This is a genomic window from Anaerofilum hominis (assembly GCF_014287275.1).
Lineage (GTDB): Bacteria > Bacillota > Clostridia > Oscillospirales > Ruminococcaceae > Pygmaiobacter > Pygmaiobacter hominis.
Map to the genome: position 1 here is coordinate 389,701 of NZ_JACONZ010000003.1, position 22,411 is coordinate 412,111.

Here is a 22,411-nt window from a genome sequence, read left to right on the forward strand (position 1 = left end):
CTGCCTTTTTGGGCTGGAACGCGTCTTTTATTTTAAATTATCTTCAATCCTCTTTAAAAATGAACAATGTTCATTATAAACTGTTTTCTGTGATCGTCAAGCAGCCTATCAAAAATAGTTCACCGCTGGGCCGGGCAGAGCGCATCGGCGCTCACGTCTGCTTTTTGAGGATATCCAGCGCGTGACTGGTGACGCCCAGCAGATCTTTGCGCTCGCAGGTGGCATAGTGGTAGTTCAGGTACAGTGCAAAGGCATCCTGATCCATGGCGTCGAGCTCCTCGCGCAGAAAAAGCGCGCAGCCGTCCGCAGCCACATAGTGCAGCCGGGTGAGGGGCAGGCCGGAGATCAGTTCGTCGACATCTTCTTTGCGGACAAGTTCGAACAGGTCTTTCGGCCCGGATCTGGCGGCAAAGGTCTCCGGGTCCAGGAGCCCCTCTTTCAGATATGCGGCGACGTCGACATTGCCGCGGCGGAACCCCTCGTCCAAAAGGCAGCCGTCGGAGATCACATAGGCGGCAAAGATCACACCGCCCGGCTTTGTGACCCGGATGGCCTCGCGCAGCGCCTGCTGTTTGTCCTGTTTGGTATAGAGATGATACAGCGGGCCCAGCAGCAGCGAGATGTCGTACCGGCTGTCGGGGAAAGCGTCCAGCGCAAGGGCGTTGCCCTGGACGACGGTGACGTTTTCGCCGGGCTGCGTGTTTTGACGGAAGACCGAGATGTTGTGCTCGACCAACTCCACGGCGTCCACGTCATATCCCTGGCGGGCCAGCGTGTGGGAGTAGCGGCCGGTCCCCGCGCCGATCTCCAGCACCCGGTCGCCCGGCTTGATGTATTTTTCAAGGTAGCGCATGGTGGTGAGAAATTCCACCGCCCCGTGGTTGGACAGCAGCCGGCCGTCCTCGTCATACTGGGTATAAAAATCGATCAGATACTGGTCTGTTTTCATGCTGTACCTCGTTTCTTTTATAAAAGGGCAAGGTCCCCGCGCTCAGGCGGGCAGATCCCAGCCCGGGTCGGCCTGTCTTATAAGGGCGCGCAGCAGGTCTGCGGTCAGCTTTTCCGCAGTCTTTCGGTCAAACAGCAGTTTCTCGGTCGCCGTGAGGACCGCTATGCCGTGGCTGTACAAAAACAGATCCAAAAAGATCGCTTTTGCCCGCTCTGCCTCCACGCCGGTGAGTTCGGAAAAACGCCGCGCCTTTTCCAGGTTACCGGGTTCCCGGTAAAAGTCTTTGGCTTCGGTCATGTCGAGTGCCATATCGCTGATAAACAGCAGTTTAAACAGATGAGGCTCTTCCTGAGCGAATTGGATATAAGAGAGCGGCAGCACCAGGCAGGGCGGAACGGGCTCGCCGCCGCCATACCGGGAGACATACCGCTCATAGTATCCGTAGGCAAAGGTGAGAAACTCGTTTTTCAGCTCCTCCATGTTTTGATAACAGGTAAAGATCGGACGGGTAGAGCACCGCAGCCTGCCCGCGATGCTTCGGGCGTTGACCGACTCAAAGCCCGTTTCCCTTGTGAGCTCCAGCACGGTTTGTAAAATCATCTGCCGGGTTATTTTTGCTTTGGGCGGCACCTGAGACACCCCATTTCTCAAAAAAAGATTAAAATACACTTGTTACACAACTATTGTTGCATATTGAACGCACAATGTCAACTCATTTTTAAGACCAGAGACAGGCGGCGGGGCTTTCAAAAGAGGCGACGGCGCCGTGCCCGGCACAAAATGCGCTGCGGGGGAGGCCGCGCGCCGGCCGGGCAGAGCCTGCGCGGGCCCGGCGGGGCCTAGGGAAAAAACAAAACAGCAGGGGCGCGCCGCCGGGGGCGCATCTCCTGCTGTTTTGTTTTTTTAACGTTATACCTGCCGTCTGCCCGATGGGAGCTCTGTCAAAAAGCGCGTCAGTCCTCTTCCAGCAGCAGCGGGAGGGTGATCTCGTATTTGGAGTCCAGGGCGTTTTTCTCCTGCGCCTGGTTTTTGTACACGTTGACGGTGGCTGTTGCTTTTGCGATGGGCTGCAGGGTGCCTGCACCCGCCACGCAGCCGCCCGGGCAGGCCATGCCCTCCAGCAGGTAGCCGTCGTATTTTCCGGTGCGGGCGATGGTCAGCATCTTTTTGCAGTCCGCCAGCCCCTGGGCGGCCATGATCTTCACCTCATGGCCGGGATGCTCGCGCTGGATGACGTCCGCCACTGCGGCGGCCACGCCGCCGCTCACCGCAAAGCCGCGGCCCGCGGCCGTGCCCTCGCGCAGGGGATGCTCCTCGGTGATCTCGTCGAAATCGACCCCCTTGGCCTCGAACATCCCCATGACCTCTTCAAAGGTGAGCACAAAATCCACGTCGCTGCGCACGCTGCGGCGGCTGGCCTCCAGCTTTTTTGCGCTGCAGGGGCCGATAAACGCCACCTTGCAGTTTTTGTGCTCCTTTTTCAGCAGGCGGGCGGTGAGCACCATGGGGGTGAGGGCCATCGAGATGTTGGGAGCAAGGTCGGGGAACAGCTTTTTCGCCATCACTGACCAGGCCGGGCAGCAGGAGGTCGCCATAAAGGGCTGCTCGGCGGGGACCTTTTTCACAAAGTCCTCGGCCTCGTCGATGGTGCACAGGTCGGCGCCCACAGCCACCTCGGCCACGTCGGCAAAGCCGAGGCGCTTCATTGCGGCTTTCAGCCGCTCCGGCGTCACCTTGGGGCCCAACTGACCCACAAAGGCCGGGGCCACAGCCGCAAAGACCCGGTCGCCGCGCTTGATGGACTGGATGAGCTGGAAGATCTGTCCCTTGTCGGAGATGGCGCCAAAGGGGCAGTTGACGATACACATGCCGCAGGACACGCACTTGTCATAGTCGATGGAGGCCCGGCCCAGCTCGTCGCTGCCGATGGCGTTCATGCCGCAGGCGGCGGCGCAGGGGCGCTCCTGTTTGATGATGGCGTGGTAGGGGCAGGCCTCCACGCAGCGGCCGCACTTGATGCACTTTGACTGGTCGATCACGCTTTTGCCGTGCACCATCGAGATCGCCCCCTTGGGGCAGACCTCCTTGCAGGGATGGGCCAGACAGCCCTGGCAGCCGTCGGTCACGCTGACCAGCTTGTCCGGGCAGGAGTTGCAGGCGAATTTGATGATGTTGACCAGGGGCGGCTCATAATATTTTTCCGCCACGGCGCTGTCCTCGACGCCCTCGGCCAGCCGGGAATGTTCGTCGACCGGACGCAGCGGCAGCCCGATGGCGAGGCGCAGCCGTTCGCCCACGATCGCCCGCTCAAGGAAGATGCTCTCGCGGTAGGACGCCTTTTCGCCCGGCACGATCTTATAGGGCAGTTCTTCAATGCGGGAATAATCGCCCCCCTCATAGGCAAGGCGCGCCACCTCGGTGAACACCTTGCGGCGGATATCGGTCACAGAAGAATAAATGCCTCTCATCATAATCGCAGATCCGTCCTTTCTATGGCATCAGGCCCCGCCGGCGCAGGGCAGGGGGGCGAATGAGTTAAAAATTTAACAATCAAAGACCCTTTGTAATCATACCATGCGCCCTGCCGCCGCGCAAGTGGCCGGATGCCCAAAGTTCGCCCATTTTTGCGGCAATTAATGGGAAAATTACCGGCCTGCGTGAAAAAATCACCCGCACAGAAAGGCGCTGCTGCCGGGGCGGCCGGTCAGGGCCCTGGATGTGCCTGCCGCAGCCCCGCGCGCGGTGAGGGGCTGTTCTGCAGAACCCGCAGAGACGTGGGGGATGCCGGAGAGATCGGCTTGCCGGCGGGCCGGGGCGGCCGCGGCGGGGAGGCCGAGCGCCTGGCGGATCTTTTGGACGTGCAGAGATCCTGCAGGGCGCTCCGCGGTTGACAGGGGGGCGCAAATCGCCTAAACTGAGGGAGTGTTTTGCCGGCGCCCGCCGCAAAAAGGGGACGCCGGGACGCAGTGGGACGGCTGACAAACAAAGCCCGGCAGAAAACGGGTGTGATCTTTTCGGCAGATGGAACAAAAACCGCGGGCGGCACCTGATGGATGCCCGGGGATCTTTGTGAAATATGGCAGAATAAAGTGCCGATGATTTTCAAAAGGCAGCTTTGCCGACAGCCCCACAATCAGACGAACAGCGAGGGAAGCCATGGACCGCACCCAGGAGATCGAGCGCAGCATCATTAAAAAATATCGAAAGTCCATCTGGAACCGCTTTGTGGGCGGCGTAAAAGACTATCACCTCATCGAAGAGGGAGACCGGATCGCCGTGTGCATCTCGGGCGGCAAGGACAGCATGCTGCTGGCCAAATGCATGCAGGAGCTGCAGCGCCACAGCTATATGAAATTTTCGCTGGAGTTTCTGGTGATGGACCCGGGCTACAACCCCGCCAACCGCCGCCGCATCGAGGAGAACGCCGCGCTGCTGGGCATCCCGGTGAAAATTTTTGAGAGCGACATCTTCGAGGTGGTGGAGGCCATCGCCGAGAGCCCGTGTTATCTGTGCGCCCGCATGCGCCGCGGCCACCTTTACAAGTACGCCCAGAGCCTGGGCTGCAACAAGATCGCCCTGGGGCACCACTTTGACGACGTGATCGAGACCGTGGTGATGAGCATGTTTTACTCCGCCGAGATCAAAACCATGATGCCCAAGCTGCGCAGCAGGAATTTTGAGGGCATGGAACTCATCCGCCCGCTTTATCTGGTGCGGGAACAGGACATCATCTCCTGGGCGCGGCACAATGGGCTGTCCTTTTTGCAGTGCGCCTGCCGCCGCACAGAGCAGCGCTCGGACCTGACCGGCACCGACGGCGGCCGCCGCAGCGCCACCAAGGCGCTGATCCGCCAGCTGCGGGCCGAAAACCCGCAGGTGGATGTGAACATTTTTCGCAGCATCCACGACGTGAACCTGAAAACCGTGATCGGCTATACCGATCTGGAGGGCGGGTACCACCATTTTCTCGACGCGTATGAGGGCCGCACGGGCAGGCCGGAGTTTGCAGTTTTTGACCTGGACGGCACCCTGCTGGACTCGATGTGGGTGTGGGACGGCGTGGCCGCGGACTATCTGCGGGCCCACGGCGTCACCCCTCCCCCCGACCTGGCAGCGCAGGTGCGGGGGATGAACGTGCCCCAGGCGGTGGAGTTTGCCCAGCGGCAGTATGGGGTGTCCGGCACCGTGCAGCAGGGGGTGGAACAGGTCTGCGGGCTGGTGGCGCGCGCCTATGCCGAAAAGGTGCAGCTGAAGCCCTTTGCCCGCGACTACCTCGACCAGCTGCGCCGGCAGGGGGTGCCCATGTGCCTTGCCACGGCCTCTGAGCCGGACTATGTGCTGCCGGCGCTGGAACGGCTGGGCATCGGCGGCTATTTTAAGTTCATCGCCACCTCGGACAGCCTGGGGGCCACCAAGCAGTCCGCCGCTTATTACGAAAAACTGGCGGAAAAGTTTGGCGCCGCGCCCGGGCAGCTGACCGTGTTCGACGACTCGCTGCACGCCATCCGCAGCGCCAAAGAGGCGGGCTGCCGGGTGGTGGCCATCTACGACGACGCCAGCCTGGATGAGCGCAGCCGCATCAAGGTGCTCTGCGACTATTATGCCGGCGGCTTCGACGCCCTGTTGGAGGGGTAAAAAGCCGGAAAAGTTGGAAGTAAAGGGCGGAGCCCTGAGAGGGGGGGACCGCGGCGGCGCGCGGGATGCAGCGTCCCCAAAGCGGGACAGGGGGGAAAGCCGGGCCTTTTGCCCATGATCGCCTGTTGGGCCGTCTCGCCGCTCGCAAGAGCGGTGCAGGCGGCCCCTTTTCGTTTGCTTTTCAATAGTCTTTGTTATTGCCGCCGCCCGCGAGAACGGCGCGGCCGGAAACGGGGACTGCAGACGGGCTGCGCCGCCGCGCGCGAAAAAACTTGACAGGAAGCAGGATAAGGTTTAATATAGATACATACCGTCGGTATGTTATAAAAAAAGGAGGCAGTTCGATGCCGCGCAACAAGCACCCGGAGGAAACGGTGGACCGCATCCTGAACACGGCGCTGGCCCTGTTTTTGGAAAAAGGCTATGAGGCCACCACGGTCCAGGATATCATCGACCATCTGGGCGGGTTGTCGAAAGGGGCGATCTATCACCACTTTCGCTCCAAAGAGGAGATCATGATCGCAGTGGGGGACCGGCTGGGGGCCGAAAATGCCCGCATGCTGGGCGCTGTGCGGGACGATCCCTCGCTGACCGGGCGCGAAAAGCTGGTGGAGATCTTCCGTGCCTCGCTGCGCAACCCCAACCAGGAGGCGCTGTTCAAGGTGGGGCTGGCCGTCAAAAAGAATCCCCGTTTTCTGGCGCTTCAGCTGGAGGACATCTTTCAGGTCGTTGCGCCGGACTATATCCAGCCCATTCTGGAGCAGGGCCAGCGGGACGGGACCATCGCTTCGGCAGACCCGCAGGGACTGGCCGAGGTGATGATGCTGCTGACAAACGTCTGGCTGAACCCGATGATCCTTATCAGCACGCCGGAGAAGATGGCGCAGCGCTGCAGGCTGTACAACGAACTGCTGCGGCCGCAGCTGGGTTTTGAACTGCTGGACGAAGAGATGCTGCAGAAATATATCGATTATTGCGGCTGGTATCTCCGCACGGCGGAGGAAAAGGGAGACGTGGCGGCCGGCGGCCTGTGACGGGCAAGGGGGCGGCTGTGCCCCGCAGCCGAAAGGGAAAGAGTGATCTTTTCAAAGCTACCGCGCTATTGCCGCGCTGCTGTTTTTGTTTCGGCGCTCGCCGCAGCAGGAGCGGAAGTTTTGCGGTCCTGTTGTTTGCGGCGGGGTGGAACGGGACAGTGTTTTCGGGCAGCTTTCAGCGTGCCGCCGGCCCGGCTGTTTTTTGCGCCGGCCGCGGCTGCGCCGCTTCACCGGCGCGGCGGGCTTCGGTTTCATTTGCGGTGGGCGCGCACCCGACCGCAAACCACGGGCACAGCGGTTTTTGCAGGGGAAAGGGCGGTCTGCGTCTTTTCGCCCTGCCTGAGCGGGCGGCGCCTCGACGCGATCAAGGCATAGGGCTGCCCGCTGAATGTGGGAACGCTTCTGGGAACGACGGGGCTTCGGCAGTTTTCCGGCCCATCGGCAGAGCTGACGGGCCGGGCTTTGCCGGTCACGACCCTGTGGGAAGCGGCGGCCGCCCCGCGGCCGGCGGCAGCAGCCTGTTCCGCGCCTCTCTTTTGTCTGGCCCATATCTGCCGCGCGGCCGTCCCATTTTTTGCAGGCGGTCCGGCTTTGGCTGGCGGGAGCTTTTTTATTCGGCGTGATCGAGGCAAGGACCTGCCTTTGCATCAAAAGCGCCGTTTGCCCGATGAGCCTGCACAGTGCAGGCAAGGCGCCTGAGGCGGAGATCGAAAGTCATGCGACGGCGTTTAGCTCCGGGGCGCAGCGGCCAAAGCGTGCCGCCGGGCAGCCTCTTTTGCCGCCGGGATGTCCGCCCGGAGAGCGGGGCCGCTGATTTTCGAGCCAGGAATAAAAAAGAGGGCTGAGGGCTCTCTTTCCTACTAAACGGGGAAGAGTTATTTTTTTTGCACAAATACATACCAACCGTTGGTATTAAAAAATTAAAGGAGAATTTTATGGAACCCATGGAAAACACAAGGACCGCCCCGGCGGGAACGATCTTTCGCCGGGACTTCACGCTGGTGGTGATCGGGCAGATCATCTCACTGTTCGGCAACGCCATCCTGCGCTTTGCCCTGCCGCTCTACCTGCTGCGGGCCACCGGCTCGTCGGCGCTGTTCGGCATGGTCACCGCAGTCTCGTTCTTGCCGATGATCGTGCTCTCGCTGCTGGGCGGCGTGCTGGCAGACCGGGTCAACAAGCGCAATATTATGGTGGCGCTGGACTTTTCGACCGCGGCGCTGATCGCGGTGTTTTATCTGGTACTGGGCAAGCTGCCCATCGTGCCGCTGTTCACGGTGATGCTGATGCTGCTGTACGGCATCTCGGGCACCTATCAGCCCGCGGTGCAGGCCAGCATCCCGGCGCTGGTGGAGGGCGGCGGCCTGATGTCCGCCAACGCGGTCATCAACGCCGTCAACTCTCTGGCCGGTCTGCTGGGGCCGGTGCTGGGCGGCGTGCTGTACGGCCTGTGGGGCATCGGGCCCATCCTAATGGTGAGCATCCTCTGTTTTTTTGCCTCCGCCGTAATGGAGATCTTTATCCGCATCCCGCACCAGCCGCGCGCGGGGGGCAAGGGCGTTTTTGCCTGCGTGCGGCAGGATCTGTCTGAGAGCCTGCGCTTTGTGCGCCGCGAAAAGCCGGTTTTTTTGAAAGTGATCGGCATCGTGGCTGCGTTTAACCTGCTGCTCAGTTCCATGATGGTGGTGGGCATCCCGGTGGTGGTCGTAAAGCTGCTGGGCCGCAGCGACGGAGAGCTGGGGCTGGCCCAGGGGGCGCTGGCGCTGGGCGGACTGGCCGGCGGCCTGCTGACGGGGCTGCTGGGCGCGCGGCTCTCCATGGCCCGGGCGCACCGGCTGCTGCTTTTCTGCGCGCTTTCGGTGGCCGGCATGGGGGCGGTGCTGGGGCTGGGCGTGTCCGCTTTCAGCGGCTATCTGGCCGTCACCCTGCTCAGCTTTTTCGCTATGGCGGTCTCCACCGTGTTCAGCGTGGAGATGATCACGGCGGTGCAGGCGGGCACCCCACCCCAGCTGGTGGGCAAGGTGATGGCCTGCCTGATGACGTTGGCCATGTGCGCCCAGCCCGTGGGCCAGGCGCTGTACGGCGTGCTGTTCGAGCGCTTTGAGACGGCGGCCTGGGCCATTCTGCTGGCGGCGGCGCTGGCCGCCGCACTGCTGGCTCTGTGCTCAAAGCGGGTCTTTCGGCAGCTGTAGAGAAAGGCGGACGAAAAAAGGTCGCGGCGGCGCGTTTGCAGTCGGCGGAGGCCGGGAGCTGCCTTGCAGCCGCAGCAGCGGCCCAGGATGCCGGAGGTCAGGGCAGGCCTGCGGATGCCGCAGGCGGCAGACAGGGTTTTATGAGATTTATTTTATGGGGCTATGGAGGAGGTTATGAAAGACGGTCTCCGCAAAACGGAGGCTGCCTTTTCGGCCAGTGCCCCGGTTGTCCCGCAGGGACGAGGGGCGGGCCATAGAAATAAGTCGCTTTTTATTGAGGAACAATAAAAGACAGTCTCCACAACGTGGAGACTGTCTTTTTGACCCTCCGGCCGGCTGCCGCGCAAGCGGCGAAAAACGTATTTGCCGGGGGCAGCCGCTTTCGCGCGGGCAATACCAAAAAAACAGGCCGTTCCGGCTGAAAGAACCGGGACGGTCTGCTCTGTTTTTTATGGAGGAAAATGCGCTCAGCGTATCAGGTTGCGGGGATTGCCCTCCAGGTAGAGAGAGACGTTTTCAAACACCATGCCCGCGCGCACTTCCATGCTCTCGGCGGTGGCAAAGGCCACGTGGGGGGTGAGGATGGCGCCAGGCGCGCTGCAGAGCGGGTGATCTTCCGGGATGGGAGGCTCCATCTCGAATACGTCGATGCCTGCGCCCGCGATCCGCCCCTCTTTGAGGGCGTCGGCAAGGGCGGCGTTGTCCACCACCGGGCCGCGGGCGGTGTTGATCAGCAGGGCGGTGGGCTTCATGCGGGCGATCATCTCGGCGTTGATCAGCTGCCGGGTCTCTGCGGTGACCGGCACATGCAGGCTCACCACGTCCGCCTCGGCCATCAGCTGCTCCAGCGGCAGATAGCGGATGCCCAGGGCCTCGGCCTCCGGCCGCCGGGAGCGGCTGTAGGCGATCAGATTGCAGCCGAACGCCTTGGCCAGCTGCGCGGTGCGCAGGCCGATGGCGCCGGTGCCCACGATGCCGAAAGTTTTGCCTGCCAGCTCAAAACCCACCAGCCCGGCCTTGGTGCCGCCGCTGCGGCAGGCGTCGTTGCAGGCGGGGATGCGGCGCAGCAGCGAGATGACCAGGCCAAAGACCAGCTCGGCCACGCTCTCGTTGGAGTAACCCGCGCAGTTGGAGACCAGGATGCCCCGCTCGCGGCACAGGTCCATGGGCAGATGATCCACGCCGGTGAACGCCACCGAGATCAGCTTGAGGCGGGGGCAGGCGGCCACCACCCCGGCGGGCAGCGGAGTGCTGGCCACCATCAGGATATCCGCCTCTTTTGCCCGTTCGATGAGGACGGCGGGGTCATAGTTGCCGTCCGTATAGGCGGTGAAGCTGTGCTCGGCGGCGATGAGGGGCGCTGCCAGTTCGGCGACCTTGGCGTCGCTGACGGCGAGACCTTCCAGCAGAACGATATTCATGTGTTTGACTTCCTTTCCGGTTTTGGGCGGCCGCGCCGCGGCGGCGGGACGCGCCCTTTTACGCTTTTCATTATACCAAATCAGCGCCGCGGCGCAACAGATAAAATTCTGGCGTCCCGGAGCGGGTCGGCACGGCCGCCCAAAACCGGCCATGCCGGCCCCGAGCCGCCGCGAAATGGCGGGCGCTTTACGCGCTGTTTTTGCCGTGCGGCCTCTTTGACCGGCGCGGTGTGCCGACGTGGTCTGCGCGTGCTTGAAAGGCGTTTTTTCAGGTGCCTCCGGGCTGCCCGGCCCCGCAGGCGCGGGGTCTGGGGCTTCGGCGGCCTGGATGCGGCGCCCGGCCCCGCGCGTCCCCCGGATGTTGGGGCGGACCCAAAATCGGCCCGCGGCGCTGCCCGGCGCAGTAAAACGATTGACTTTACGGGGCAAAAAGCATAGAATCTCACTGTAAAACTTGTGTAAAACAGACAGCGCCGGGCGGGGCGGATCTGCCGCCCTTTCCGCCGGCGCGGGGAAAAGAGGATGGAAATGGAACAGGCGCAACTGGCTGCAAAGCCGCTGTTTTCCCGGCAGGCGCTGCAGCGGCTGATCTGGCCGCTGGTGGGGGAGCAGTTTCTGGCGGTGATGACCGGCATGGCGGACACCGTGATGGTGGCCAACGCGGGGGAAACGGCGGTTTCTGCAGTCTCGCTGGTGGATTCGATCAACATCTTGATGCTGAACATTTTTGCGGCCCTGGCAGCGGGCGGCGCCATTGTGGTCAGCCAGTACCTGGGCATGCGGGACGGAAAAAACGCCAACCGGGCCGCGAAACAGCTGGTGGTCATCGTGGCGGCGCTGGGGGCCGGGCTGGGCGTGGTCTGCGCGCTGGCCCGCAACCCGATGCTGGATTTTCTTTTCGGCAGCACCGACCCGGTGGTGATGGAGGGGGCGCGCAAATACTTTTTTATCACGGCGCTGTCCTATCCGTTCATTGCGGTCTATAACGCCGGGGCGGCGATCTTCCGCTCCATGGGCAACAGCAGGGTGTCGCTGAAAGCCTCCCTCATTGCCAATGCGGTGAATATCGCGGGCAACGCGCTCTGCATTTTCGGGCTGAAGTGGGGGGTCGTGGGCGCGGCCGTCCCCACCCTGATCTCGCGGGCGCTGGGCGCGGTGCTGCTGCTGGTGCTGCTGCGCAACCCCGGTCTGCAGATCACCCTCAGGGATTGGAAACGCTTCCGGCTGCGGCCGGATATGATCAAAAAGATCCTGGGCATCGGCATACCCAACGGGCTGGAAAACGGCATGTTCCAGGTGGGCAAGATCCTGGTGCAGAGCCTGATCGCCACTTTCGGCACCGTGGCCATTGCCGCCAACGCCGTGTGCAACACGCTGTGCATGCTGCCCCAGATCCCCGCGCAGGCGATCGGCCTGGCCATGACGACGGTGGTGGGCCAGTGCGTGGGTGCAAACGATTACCGGCAGGCGTCGGGCTATGTCAAAAAGCTGACCTGGATGGCTTTTCTGTGCAACGGCGCGCTTTGCCTGCTGATGCTGACCGGCGCGCACCTTATCATCCTGCCGTTCAACCTCTCGGCCGAAACGGCCGCCGTGGCGCTGAAGATCGCCCGCCCCTATTATATTTTGGCGGCGCTGATCTGGGTGATGAGCTTCACTTTTCCGGGCGGGCTGCGGGCTGCGGGAGACGTCAAGTTCACCATGGGGGCTTCCATGCTGTCGATGTGGGTGTTCCGTATCGGCTTTTCCTATCTGCTGGCCCAGTACCTGGAGATGGGGATCTACGGCGTGTGGGCGGCCATGTACGTCGACTGGGCGGTGCGCATCCTGTGCTTTGTGGCCCGCTATCTCAGCGGAAAGTGGAAGACCAAGCGGCTGGTGTGAGCGCAAGCGGGCGCACAGGCGCGGGAGCCTGGCCGCGCCGCCGGGCGGCCGGGGCGCAAGAAGGAGAGCGATAACATGAAACGTCTGATCCTGATCGGCGGCGCGATGGGGGTGGGCAAGACCGCCGTTTCGCAGGAGCTGCTGCGGCTGCTGCCCGAGGCGGTCTGGCTGGACGGCGACTGGTGCTGGCGGATGGACCCGTTTCGGGTCACCGAGGCCCGCAAGCGGATGGCGCTGGACAATATCGCCCACCTGTTGGGCGGCTTTTTGGACGACGAAGGCTATGAAAACGTGATCTTCTGCTGGGTGATGGACAGGCAGGAGATCATCGACGCGGTGCTGGCCCCGCTGGCCGGGAAAGAGTTCGAGCTCTTCAGCTTTTCGCTGGTCTGCGGGCCCGGGACGCTGGAGAGCCGCCTGCGGCGGGATGTGGATGCCGGCCTGCGCACGCCCGACGTGATCGGGCGCAGCCTGGAGCGGCTGCCGCTGTACGGCGCGCTGGACACCGAAAAGATCGGGACCGAGGGCCTGTCGGCCGCCGGTGCGGCGCAGGAGATCGCCCGCCGCGTTGCGGGAGAGTGAGAAAGAGCGCTGCAGATTTTTTTGGAAGGTGGATAAAATCGTAATTTCAGCTAAAAAAAAGATTTTTTTTAGGTTGTTTACAAATTGAGTTTTCGGTGAAAAGAGAATAAAATTATCACAGGATAGGGAGGTGAAAAACATGGCCTATACCCCGCCTCTTCCTCCCGGCAGCTGGGCGATGAAAAACAATTTACTGCTGCTGCGCTGGAACCTCGTCTGGGAGCCGGAGCTTATGTCCCAACGTAAGCCCCAGCGCCGGGGCGGCAGTGCTTTTTTGCGGGAAAGGTCTTGTCTTATCGCCTGTGCGGCGTTTTTTGCCGTCCTGGATTTTATTCTGGCCCTTTACTTCCACTTTTTTCTTTGGGAACTTTTCTGTCTTGTGCTGCCCGAGGCCGGTGTGCTTTTTCTTTTCTGGTGGGGGCTGGGGGTCAAGCGGGATACCCTGTGGACGCGGGGCCGGGCCAAAAAAGAACGTGCCGTCCCCGCGTCCTACGGCCTTTTTAACCTGCTCCCCTGCATTATTTTCAGCGTGTGCTGCGCGCCCTTTTTGACCGAAGTGCTGAGATCTTACGGTTCTTTCACCGCAAAAGCGATGGGATATGGCCTGGGGCTGTGCGCCGCCCTCGCCTATTTGTTTTTGTGCGGCATGTACAATTGGGGCCATGTTTTGTGGCTTTCCTCCTCCGCCTCCTGCAAAAAGCGGAATCTCATCGCCTTTCTTATCCTGGGCGCCTGGCTGGTGATCTGTGGAATTGAGTTTTGCTGGTCGTTTGGAAATCAGGTTCAGGCCGTCCGCTGATCGGGCCGGCGGCTCCGCCCCGGCCTTTTTTGCGCGTCAGGATAACGCCGGGACGGTCCTGCGGGCACAAGGGCACATCCGGGCTGCTTTTACGGGGGCGGGACTGCCGGAGGGGCTGGGCGGAGCCAGAACAGAAAAAGCGCTGGACAGCAGCTCGAAAACGCCTGTCTGTGCCGACCGGATCTGGACCGGGGAGCTTTTGCCGCCCGGGGGGAGAAAAGCCGCGATACGGAAAACAGCAGAGGGAACTGCGCTGCGGGCGGAAAATCGCGGCGGAAAAATGCAGCCTGTCCGGGAAAAGAGCGCTGCGGCAGGACAAAAGATCGTTTTGCGGGCCGCTGTTTTTAGGGGCTGGCGCTTTGAGGCTCCCTGCGGACGCGGAGACGGGCGCCGATGAGCTGCTGCGTTCCCTGAGCAGGGCGTGGGAGGTGGGGCTGCGGGTCCTGCTGCGCAGGATGGGAGACCGGCCGCGCCCCGATCAGCCTTGAGGACCGCCCGCCCACGGTGGGACCGCCGGGTCTTGGCACGGCCGTTTTTGGCCCGCGGACGGATGAGACGGATGACAGAGAAAGCCAGGCCCCCGCTTGCGCGGGGCCTGGCTTTCTCTGTGGATGCCGCAGGACGCCGGGCGCAGCCGGTTTTTGCGGCCTTTTTCAGATCACCTGGAAAAGGAAGAATTTGAGGTAGTCGGTCTCCTCCACATTCCAGAGGATGGGATGGTCGGGTGCCTGCTGGCGGGCCTCGATCTGGCGCAGCTGGACCCCTGCGTCCCGGGCGGCGCTGTGCAGCATTTTGGTGAACAGCGCCCCGGTGGCAAAATGGCTGCAGCTGCAGGTGGCGAGATACCCGCCGCGGGGCAGCAGCTTCATGGCGCGGTAATTGATCTCTTTATAGCCGCGCAGGGCGCTGTCCAGCGTTTTGCGGCTTTTGGTGAACGCGGGCGGGTCCAGGATGATAAAATCGTAAGGCGTGCCGCCCCGGGCCGCCAGTTCGGGCAGAAGATCAAAGACGTTGGCGGCGGCGAACTCCATCCTGTCCTCCAGCCCGTTGAGGGCGGCGTTGGCGCGGGCCATCTCTACTGCGGCCTCGCTGATGTCCACCGCGGTGACCCGCTCGGCCCCGCCCAGTGCGGCGTTCAGCGCAAAGGAGCCGGTGTGGGTGAAGCAATCCAGCACCCGGCGGCCCCGGGCCAGACGGGCCACCGCCTGCCGGTTGTATTTCTGATCCAGGAAGAAGCCGGTCTTTTGGCCGTTTTCAAAGTCCACCCGGTAGCGCACGCCGTTTTCGCAGATGATGGTCTCGGTAGTTTCCGGCAGGGGCAGCCCGGGCAGGGGGAAGAACCCTTTGCCCTGCTGCAGCCCCTCCCGTTCCCGCAGGGCCACGTCGTTGCGCTCGTACAGGCCGGCGATCTCCTGCCCGTCGGCGCGCAGGACCTCCGCAAGCAGGGGGAACAGCAGCCCTTTCAGCCGTTCCATGCCCACCGAAAGGGTCTGGGCGACCAGATAGGGGCCGAAGCGGTCCACCGTCAGGCCGGGAAACTGGTCCGCTTCGCCGAAGATCACCCGGCAGCAGGACAGGTCTGCAGGGGCCAGCACCTGTTTGCGGTAAGCCCACGCCCATTGCAGGCGGCGGCGCCAAAAGGCCTCGTCAAAGCTGTCGTTGGCGCTGCGGCTGATCAGCCGCACCCGGATCTTGCTGTGGACGCTGAGAAAGCCGGTGCCGAGATACCGGCCCCTGTCGCTGAGAACGTCCACCAGGGCGCCGTTTTCCGCATCGCCCTCCACGGCGCGTATCTCGTCCTCATACACCCAGGGGTGTCCGTTTTCAAGGGAGGCCTGGGCTTTGCGGCTGACCGTATAGCGGGCGTAGGGGCGCTGCTGTTTCAAATGAGTCACTCCTCTTTAGGGTAGGGCGTCGGCGCGCCTGTGCCGGGCGGCCGCACACCGATTATACCCCGCGCGGGCCCGGGGGTCAACCGCCGCGCGGGCCGATGTGTCCCGGGGAGAGGGGAGAAACGCGGGGCGGACGGCGGAGAGCTTTTGCAAAAGGAACAAAAAAGATGTTGTTTTACGCGCGGGAATGATATAATATTGACAACGACCTCTCGCATGCGCGGCCCCGGGCGGGGCCGCGCAGTGCGGAAAGGGCAGGCGGAAGACGGCGCCGGCCGCGGCGGGGAGCGCGGTAAGAAGAACGGTCCGGGCGCGTGGAAAGCCGTTTTCCGCGCGGGGACCTCTATTTTTGACAATCCGGGAGGGATCGGCATGTTATCCGATTTTGTGATGGGGAAGACTACAGACAAGGACGAGCGCAAGCGGGCGCTGGCCGCCTGCCGGGAGCGGCTGGCCGCGCAGCAGCAGGAGATCAAAGCCAAAAAGCTGGGGGTGCTGGTGCTGCTGGAGGGCTGGGGCGCCGCGGGCAAGGGCAGCCTGCTGGGCGAGGTGATCAACGAGATCGATCCCCGCTCTTTCAAGGTGCACGCCATCGCCGCCCCCACAGAGGAAGAGCGCCGCAAGCCCTTTTTGTGGCGGTATTTTGTCAAAACGCCTGAAAAAGGGCTTTTCTCCTTTCTCGATTCGGGCTGGCTGGGAGAGACGGTGCGCCAGCATCTGGCGGGGGAGCTGGACACCGCGGCCATGACGCGGCGCATCGGCTCGATCAATACTTTCGAGCGGCAGCTGGCCGACGACGGCACCCTGCTGGTGAAATGCTTCCTCAACATCACCCGCAAGGAGCAGGCAAAGCGGATCGCGCGGCTGGAGGAGGACAAGGACACCGCCTGGCGGGTCAGCGGCGAGGATGAGCGGGAGAACGAGCGCTACGACGAATACCGGGACGCTTTCGACGCAGCCCTGACCGCCACCAGCACCACCTATGCGCCCTGGCACGTGGTGGACGCGGGCGAGCGCGCAGAGGCGCGGCTGGCCCTGATGACCATCCTGACCGGGGCCATCGACGCGGCGCTGGCCGCCCCCCGGGCGCCTGCAGCCGTGCCGCAGAACCGTTTTCCGCTGCTGCCCATGCCCAGGCTGGCCGAGGTGGCGCTGGACAAAGAACTGGACAAAGGCGAGTACAACGACCGGCTGGAGGCGGCCCAAAAGCGGCTGCGCGAGCTGCACAACCGCCTTTACCGCAAAAAGGTGCCGCTGATCCTGGTCTATGAGGGCTGGGACGCCGCCGGCAAAGGCGGCAATATCAAGCGGGTGGCCGCGGCGCTGGACCCGCGCGGCTTTGAGGTGCTGCCCATCGCGAGCCCCGAGCCCCACGAGCTGGCCCATCACTATCTGTGGCGGTTCTGGAGACGGCTGCCCAAGGACGGCCACGTGGCCATTTTTGACCGCAGCTGGTACGGCCGGGTGATGGTGGAGCGCATCGAGGGCTTTTGTGCCCAGAACGACTGGCAGCGGGCTTACAATGAGATCAACGAATTTGAGGCCGAGCTGTCCGCCTGGGGCGCGGTGATCCTGAAATTCTGGATCCATATCGACCCGGAGACCCAGCTGGCGCGCTTTCACGAGCGGCAGGCGAACCCGGAAAAGCAGTGGAAGATCACCGACGAGGACTGGCGCAACCGGGAGAAGTGGCCCGCCTATGAAGAGGCGGTGGACGAGATGCTGCAAAAGACCAGCACCACCTATGCCCCCTGGCATGTCATTGAGTCGCGGGACAAAAAATATGCCCGCGTCAAAACGCTGGAGCTGATCGTGGGCGCGCTGGAAGAGGTGCTGTGATGGAGATCGAGCGAAAATGGGAGATCGGCGGCTTTCCGGCGGGGCTGCCGCAGATCGACGGCGCCGAGATGCGGCAGGGATATCTCTGCGCCGACCCGGTGGTGCGCATCCGCGCGGAGGAACGGGCCGGCGGCAGCAGCTATATCCTGTGCATCAAGGGGCGGGGCACGCTGGCGCGGGAGGAGATCGAGACCCCGATCAGCCGGGAGGTCTTTGAGCGGGCGGCGGCGCTGATCGGCGTGCCGCTGGTACACAAGCGCTACCGCGCTTACCGCCTGCCGGACGGCCGTCGCCTGGAGGTGAGCCTGGTGGACGAGGGGGAGGAGACCTCTTTTTATTACGCGGAGGTGGAATTTGCCTCGGTGGAGGAAGCGCGCGCCTTTGTGCCGCCCGCCTTTTTGGGCCGCGAGCTGACGGAGACGCCGGGCGCCTCGATGAGCGCTTACTGGCAGCGCAGGGCCGCGGCCCTGCGCGCGGGCCGCCCGCAGGGGGAGGAAAAACGATGAAAGAGCAGAAAAAGACGTCCGCGCTGGGGGGCCGCCGCTGGGCGGCGCTGCTGATCTTCGGTCTGTTCGGGCAGCTGGCCTGGACGATCGAGAACATGTACTTCAACGTTTTCGTTTACAACACCATCTCCACCGACCCGGGAGTCATCGCCGATATGGTGGCCTGGAGCGCCGTCACCGCGACGGTCACCACGCTGCTGATGGGGGCGCTGTCCGACAAGATGGGAAAGCGCAGGGGCTTCATCGTGGGGGGCTATATCGTGTGGGGCCTCTCGGTGATGGCTTTCAGCCTGATCTCGGTGCAGAACGCGGCGCGGCTGTTTCCGGCTGCGGACGCGGCCCGTATGGCGGCGCTGCTGGTGGTGATCATGGACTGTGTGATGACCTTTTTCGGCTCTACGGCCAATGACGCGGCTTTCAACGCCTGGGTCACCGACGTCACCGACGAGAGCAACCGGGGCCGGGTGGAGACGGTGCTGGCCGTGCTGCCGCTGGCGGCGATGCTGGTGATCTTCGGCGGCTTTGACTGGATGACCGCGGCCGGCCGCTGGAGCGAATTTTTTCTGATCTTCGGCGGGCTGGTGACGCTGGGGGGCTTTTTGGGGCTGTTTTTCGTGCGGGACGCGCCGGGGCTGCGGCGGGCGGAGAGCAGCTATTTTAAAAACATCGTCTACGGCTTTCGGCCCGCGGTGGTGCGGCAGAACCCGCAGCTCTATCTGGCTTTTCTCGGGCTGGCGGTCTTTGGGGCGTCCGCCCAGGTCTTTATGCCCTATCTCATCATTTACATACAGCGGTATCTGGGCATCGACAACTATGCGCTGGTGCTGGGGGCGGTGCTGATCGGCGCCTCGGCGGTGAGCGTTGCCAGCGGCCGCCTGATCGACCGCCTGGGCAAGCTGCGCTTTGTGCTGCCCGCGGCGGCGGTGGAGATCGCGGGGCTGCTGGCGATGATCTTTGCCCGCGGCGCAGCGGCCGTGATCGGGGCCGGTTTTGTGCTGCTGTCCGGCAATATGCTGGTGACCGCTGCCCTGAACGGTCTGGCGCGGGACTACACTCCGCGGGACAAGGCGGGACATTTTCAGGGGATCCGCATGCTGTTTGCGGTGCTGCTGCCCATGGTCACGGGACCCTATCTGGGCGCGGCGGTCATCCGCGGCTCGGGCGCAGTGTATGAGGAACTGGGCGTGGTCAAGCAGGTGCCCACGCCTGCCATCTTTCTGGCCAGCGCGGTGGTGCTGGTGTTTGTAGTGCTGCCGGTGCTGCTGCTCCGCGCCGGACAGCGCCGCCGCGCCCCGCTGAAAGAGCTGCTCACCCCCTGGGGCGAACAGCTGGACCCGGACGCCCCGCTGCCCGAGTATCCGCGCCCGCAGTTCGCCCGCGGGGAGGACAGCTGGCGCAGCCTCAACGGCCGCTGGCGCTATGCCATCCGGCCGGACGGACAGCCGATGGGGCAGGCGCAGGGGCAGATCGTGGTGCCCTTTTCGCCCGAGAGCCCGCTGTCCGGCGTGCGGCGCCAGCTGCAGCCCGGCGAGACGCTGTGGTATGAGCGGGAGTTCCGGGTGTCGGGGCTGCCGGGCAGCGGCAGGCTGCTGCTGCACTTTGGCGCGGTGGACCAGCGCTGCACGGTGTGGGTGAACGGCGCGGAGGCGGGACGCCACCAAGACGGCTATCTGCCCTTTGCGCTGGACATCACCGGCCTGGTGCGGGAGGGGGAAAACACCCTCACCGTGGCCGTGTGGGACGACAGCGAGCGGGGCGGCACCGCCTATGGCAAACAGACCCTGCGCCGGGGCGGCATCTGGTACACCGCGCAGAGCGGCATCTGGCAGACTGTCTGGCTGGAGCGGGTGCCGCAGGATCATCTGGAGACCGTGCGGGTGACCCCGCTGTTTGAGGAGGCCGCCGTGCGCTTTGAGCCTGTCTTTGGCCCCGGCTGCACGCCGCGGCCGGTGGAGATCGCGGTGACGCAGGAGGGGCGGACGGTGGCGGAGGGCGCCGCCGCGCCCGGCGAGCCGCTGACGCTGGCGCTGCCCGATTTTCACCGCTGGAGCCCGGAGGATCCGTTCCTCTACCGCTTCACGGTGCGGGCAGGCGAGGATGCGGCCGCAGGCTATTTCGGCATGCGCAGCTTTGGCGTGGGAAAGGACGGCAGCGGGGTGCCCCGGCTGCTGCTCAACGGCGAGCCCTATTTTCAAAACGGGCTGCTGGACCAGGGTTACTGGTCCGACGGCCTGTACACCGCCCCCTCGGACGAGGCGCTGATCTACGATATCGAGATGGCAAAATCCATGGGCTTCAACCTGCTGCGCAAGCACATCAAGATCGAGCCGGCCCGCTGGTATTATCACTGCGACCGGCTGGGCATGCTGGTTTGGCAGGATATGGTCAGCGGCGGCGGGCCCTACAGCCCCATGACCATCCAGGTGCTGCCGTTTCTGGGCAAAAAGCTGCGGGACAGCGCGTATAAGCGGTTTGGGCGGGGCGACGCCGCCGGCCGGGCCGAGGCGGACCGGATGCGCCGCGAGACGGTGACGGCGCTGTACAACGCGGTGTGCATTGCCCTGTGGGTGCCTTTCAACGAGGGCTGGGGCCAGTTTGACGCGGTGAAAGCGGCCGGGGAGATCAAACGGCAGGACCCCACCCGCCTGGTGGACCACGCCAGCGGCTGGCACGACCAGGGCGGGCCGGATGTGTCCAGCCTGCACGTCTACTTTAAAAAGGTGAAGGCGGGACCCGACCCGGCCGGGCGGCCGGTGGTGCTGTCCGAGTTCGGGGGCTACAGCTATGGGACGCCGGGACACACGGTATCCCCGCGCCTGTTCGGCTACCGGCGCTTTGACACGCCGGCGCATTTTCTTGCGGCGTACCGCGAGCTGATCGAAAAAGAGGTCGCGCCGCTCACCGGCGTGCTGTCGGCCGCGGTCTACACCCAGCTTTCGGACGTGGAGGACGAGGTCAACGGCCTGCTGAGTTATGACCGGCGCTGCTGCAAGGCCGATCCGGAGACATTGAAAGAGATCAATGAAAAGCTGCGCCTGTGAGAGGCGGCGGACCCCGCCGGGCGCGGGAGAGATCTGCTGGGAGGAACGCGGATGAAGATACTGATCGCAGTGGCGGGCAAGACCGGCACGGCCCTCAAATGCGGCGCGCTGCTGGCGCGGCTGCTGCCGGGGGCGGAGGTGACGGACCTGGAACTGGACTGTCCGGACCCGGCGGCTTATGAAGCGGTGATCGTGGGCGGCGCGGTGCGCATGGGGCAGCTGCACCGCAAGGCGCGGGCTTTTTTGGAGCAGAATGAGGCGACGCTGCTGGCGCGGCCCTTTGGATGCTTTGTCTGCTGCGCGTTTGCAGAGCGCGGGGATGAGTATCTGCGCAGGAACGTCCCGCCCGCGCTGCTGGCCCACGCGGCCGCCGCCCGCTGTCTGGGCGGCGAGCTGGACCCCAAACGATTGAACGGGATGAGCAAATTTGTGATCGGCAGCATGGCGCGGTCGATGGAAAAGGAGGCGCGCCCGGCCCCGGCGCTGGACCCCGCCGCCGTGCGGGAACTGGCGGCGGCAGTGCGGACGGAACTGGACCGCTGAAAGCGGGGCAGGCGCAGGAGAGAGATGAGAAAAAATTACGCAAAAGTGATCGCGGCCACGCTGCTGTTCGGCAGCATCGGCCTGTTTGTGCGGGCCATCCCGCTGGCCAGCAGCGTCATTGCGCTGGTGCGGGCGGTGATCGGCGCGCTGGTGCTGCTGCTGGCCGCCCTGGCGGGCCGGCAGAAGCTGAACGGGGCTGCCATGAGGCGCAGCCTGCCGCTGCTGGCGCTGTCCGGCGCGTTCATCGGCTTCAACTGGATCCTGTTGTTCGAGGCCTACCGCTACACCACGGTGGGCATTGCCACCCTGGCCTATTATGCGGCCCCGGTGCTGGTGGTGCTGCTGGCCCCGCTGATCCTGAAAGAGCGGTTCACCGCCCCCAGGCTGCTGGGGGTGCTGGCTGCGGCGGCGGGCACGCTTCTGCTCACCGGCGGGGGGAACAGCGCGGGCAGCGCGCCGCTGAAAGGCATTTTGCTGGGGCTTGGCGCGGCGGTGCTCTATGCGGGAGTCATTTTGACCAATAAGTTCATCACCGGGCTGTCGGGGCTGGAGCGCACTTTCACCCAGCTGGCGGTAGCTGCCGGGGTGCTGCTGCCCTACGTGCTGGTCACCCGGCCCGCAGCCCCCGGGCCGATGACCGGCGCAGGGCTCGTCTGCCTGCTGGCGGTGGGCATCCTGCACACCGGGTTTGGCTATTATCTGTATTTTTCGGCCATGGGAGAGCTACCCAGCCAGACCATCGCCCTGCTGGGCTACATCGACCCGGTGAGCGCGCTGCTCTTTTCCGCGCTGTTTCTGGGCGAGCGGCTGTCGCTGCTGCAGCTTGCGGGCGCGGCGCTGATCCTGGGCGGCGCAGCTTTTGGCGAGCTGTACCGGGGACCGCGAGGGAAACAGATGAAAAAATGACGCGGCGATGCGGCCCCGGTGAAGACCGGGGCTTTTTTGTCGTCTGCGCGGCAAAGTGCCGCGCTGCAGGGCGGCGGCCCCTGCGGCGGTTCGGACTTTTCGATTCCATCGCAAGACCTGCCCCCCGCCGCAGCGCCGCCAAAGTGTTTTTCCTGTTTTTCCGTTCCGCCCGCAAGACCCCGGGGCCC

17 protein-coding genes are annotated in these 22,411 nt (G+C 63.9%); 12 read left to right on the plus strand and 5 right to left on the minus strand.

Annotated elements, in window-relative coordinates; translation table 11 throughout:
• Positions 1 to 151 precede the first annotated feature (151 nt).
• The 3 genes from H8S23_RS10300 to H8S23_RS10310 all read right to left on the minus strand — a co-directional run bounded on the left by H8S23_RS10300 (position 152) and on the right by H8S23_RS10310 (position 3,417).
• Positions 152 to 949, minus strand: a complete 798-nt coding sequence (locus H8S23_RS10300; RefSeq protein WP_186888256.1) for a class I SAM-dependent methyltransferase — start codon at positions 947 to 949, stop codon at positions 152 to 154.
• Positions 950 to 991: 42 nt separating this feature from the next.
• On the minus strand, positions 992 to 1,549 hold the full coding sequence (locus H8S23_RS10305) for a TetR/AcrR family transcriptional regulator (RefSeq protein WP_207721142.1): 558 nt from the start codon (positions 1,547 to 1,549) through the stop codon (positions 992 to 994).
• Between the two features lie 353 nt (positions 1,550 to 1,902).
• Entirely contained in the window at positions 1,903 to 3,417 is a 1,515-nt protein-coding gene (locus tag H8S23_RS10310) for a 4Fe-4S dicluster domain-containing protein (RefSeq protein WP_186888318.1), read from the minus strand.
• A gap of 688 nt (positions 3,418 to 4,105) precedes the next feature.
• Here H8S23_RS10310 and H8S23_RS14200 point away from each other — a divergent pair.
• From H8S23_RS14200 to H8S23_RS10325, 3 genes are all read left to right on the plus strand, one after another.
• The gene (locus H8S23_RS14200; RefSeq protein ID WP_186888258.1) at positions 4,106 to 5,584 is read left to right on the plus strand and encodes an HAD-IA family hydrolase; all 1,479 of its coding nucleotides are present in this window, start codon (positions 4,106 to 4,108) and stop codon (positions 5,582 to 5,584) included.
• A 344-nt stretch (positions 5,585 to 5,928) separates the two neighbouring features.
• Positions 5,929 to 6,618 (plus strand): TetR/AcrR family transcriptional regulator, encoded by a 690-nt coding sequence (locus tag H8S23_RS14135; RefSeq protein WP_186888259.1) that lies wholly within the window; start codon positions 5,929 to 5,931, stop codon positions 6,616 to 6,618.
• A 935-nt stretch (positions 6,619 to 7,553) separates the two neighbouring features.
• Positions 7,554 to 8,810: an MFS transporter gene (locus H8S23_RS10325; RefSeq protein WP_243165975.1), complete on the plus strand. Its 1,257-nt coding sequence runs from the start codon at positions 7,554 to 7,556 to the stop codon at positions 8,808 to 8,810.
• 467 nt (positions 8,811 to 9,277) lie between these two features.
• Here the strand turns inward: H8S23_RS10325 and H8S23_RS10330 are convergent, their stop codons facing one another.
• Positions 9,278 to 10,231, minus strand: a complete 954-nt coding sequence (locus tag H8S23_RS10330; RefSeq protein WP_186888260.1) for a 2-hydroxyacid dehydrogenase — start codon at positions 10,229 to 10,231, stop codon at positions 9,278 to 9,280.
• Between the two features lie 528 nt (positions 10,232 to 10,759).
• Between H8S23_RS10330 and H8S23_RS10335 the strand changes: the two genes are divergently transcribed.
• The 4 genes from H8S23_RS10335 to H8S23_RS14140 all read left to right on the plus strand — a co-directional run bounded on the left by H8S23_RS10335 (position 10,760) and on the right by H8S23_RS14140 (position 13,984).
• A complete protein-coding gene (locus H8S23_RS10335) occupies positions 10,760 to 12,115 on the plus strand; it encodes an MATE family efflux transporter (RefSeq protein WP_186888261.1) in 1,356 nt (451 codons plus the stop codon).
• Between the two features lie 75 nt (positions 12,116 to 12,190).
• A complete protein-coding gene (locus H8S23_RS10340; RefSeq protein ID WP_186888262.1) occupies positions 12,191 to 12,697 on the plus strand; it encodes an AAA family ATPase in 507 nt (168 codons plus the stop codon).
• A gap of 139 nt (positions 12,698 to 12,836) precedes the next feature.
• Positions 12,837 to 13,496, plus strand: a complete 660-nt coding sequence (locus H8S23_RS10345) for a hypothetical protein (RefSeq protein WP_186888263.1) — start codon at positions 12,837 to 12,839, stop codon at positions 13,494 to 13,496.
• Between the two features lie 359 nt (positions 13,497 to 13,855).
• Entirely contained in the window at positions 13,856 to 13,984 is a 129-nt protein-coding gene (locus H8S23_RS14140; RefSeq protein WP_279289077.1) for a hypothetical protein, read from the plus strand.
• Between the two features lie 165 nt (positions 13,985 to 14,149).
• Here H8S23_RS14140 and H8S23_RS10350 read toward each other — a convergent pair whose 3' ends face one another.
• Positions 14,150 to 15,382 (minus strand): class I SAM-dependent rRNA methyltransferase, encoded by a 1,233-nt coding sequence (locus H8S23_RS10350; RefSeq protein WP_186888264.1) that lies wholly within the window; start codon positions 15,380 to 15,382, stop codon positions 14,150 to 14,152.
• A gap of 378 nt (positions 15,383 to 15,760) precedes the next feature.
• Here H8S23_RS10350 and pap point away from each other — a divergent pair, with 378 nt between their 5' ends.
• The 5 genes from pap to H8S23_RS10375 are packed head-to-tail and all read left to right on the plus strand — an operon-like array spanning position 15,761 to position 22,223.
• A complete protein-coding gene (gene pap, locus H8S23_RS10355; RefSeq protein WP_186888265.1) occupies positions 15,761 to 17,227 on the plus strand; it encodes a polyphosphate:AMP phosphotransferase in 1,467 nt (488 codons plus the stop codon).
• Complete coding sequence (locus H8S23_RS10360) at positions 17,227 to 17,733, plus strand: CYTH domain-containing protein (RefSeq protein ID WP_186888266.1); 507 nt, start codon at positions 17,227 to 17,229, stop codon at positions 17,731 to 17,733. The genes pap and H8S23_RS10360 overlap by 1 nt, the downstream gene beginning before the upstream one ends.
• A complete protein-coding gene (locus H8S23_RS10365) occupies positions 17,730 to 20,774 on the plus strand; it encodes an MFS transporter (RefSeq protein WP_186888267.1) in 3,045 nt (1,014 codons plus the stop codon). The genes H8S23_RS10360 and H8S23_RS10365 overlap by 4 nt, the downstream gene beginning before the upstream one ends.
• A 51-nt stretch (positions 20,775 to 20,825) precedes the next feature.
• On the plus strand, positions 20,826 to 21,317 hold the full coding sequence (locus H8S23_RS10370; protein WP_186888268.1) for a flavodoxin domain-containing protein: 492 nt from the start codon (positions 20,826 to 20,828) through the stop codon (positions 21,315 to 21,317).
• A gap of 24 nt (positions 21,318 to 21,341) precedes the next feature.
• Positions 21,342 to 22,223, plus strand: coding sequence for a DMT family transporter (locus tag H8S23_RS10375; RefSeq protein WP_186888269.1), 882 nt, complete (start codon positions 21,342 to 21,344; stop codon positions 22,221 to 22,223).
• Positions 22,224 to 22,411 lie beyond the last annotated feature (188 nt).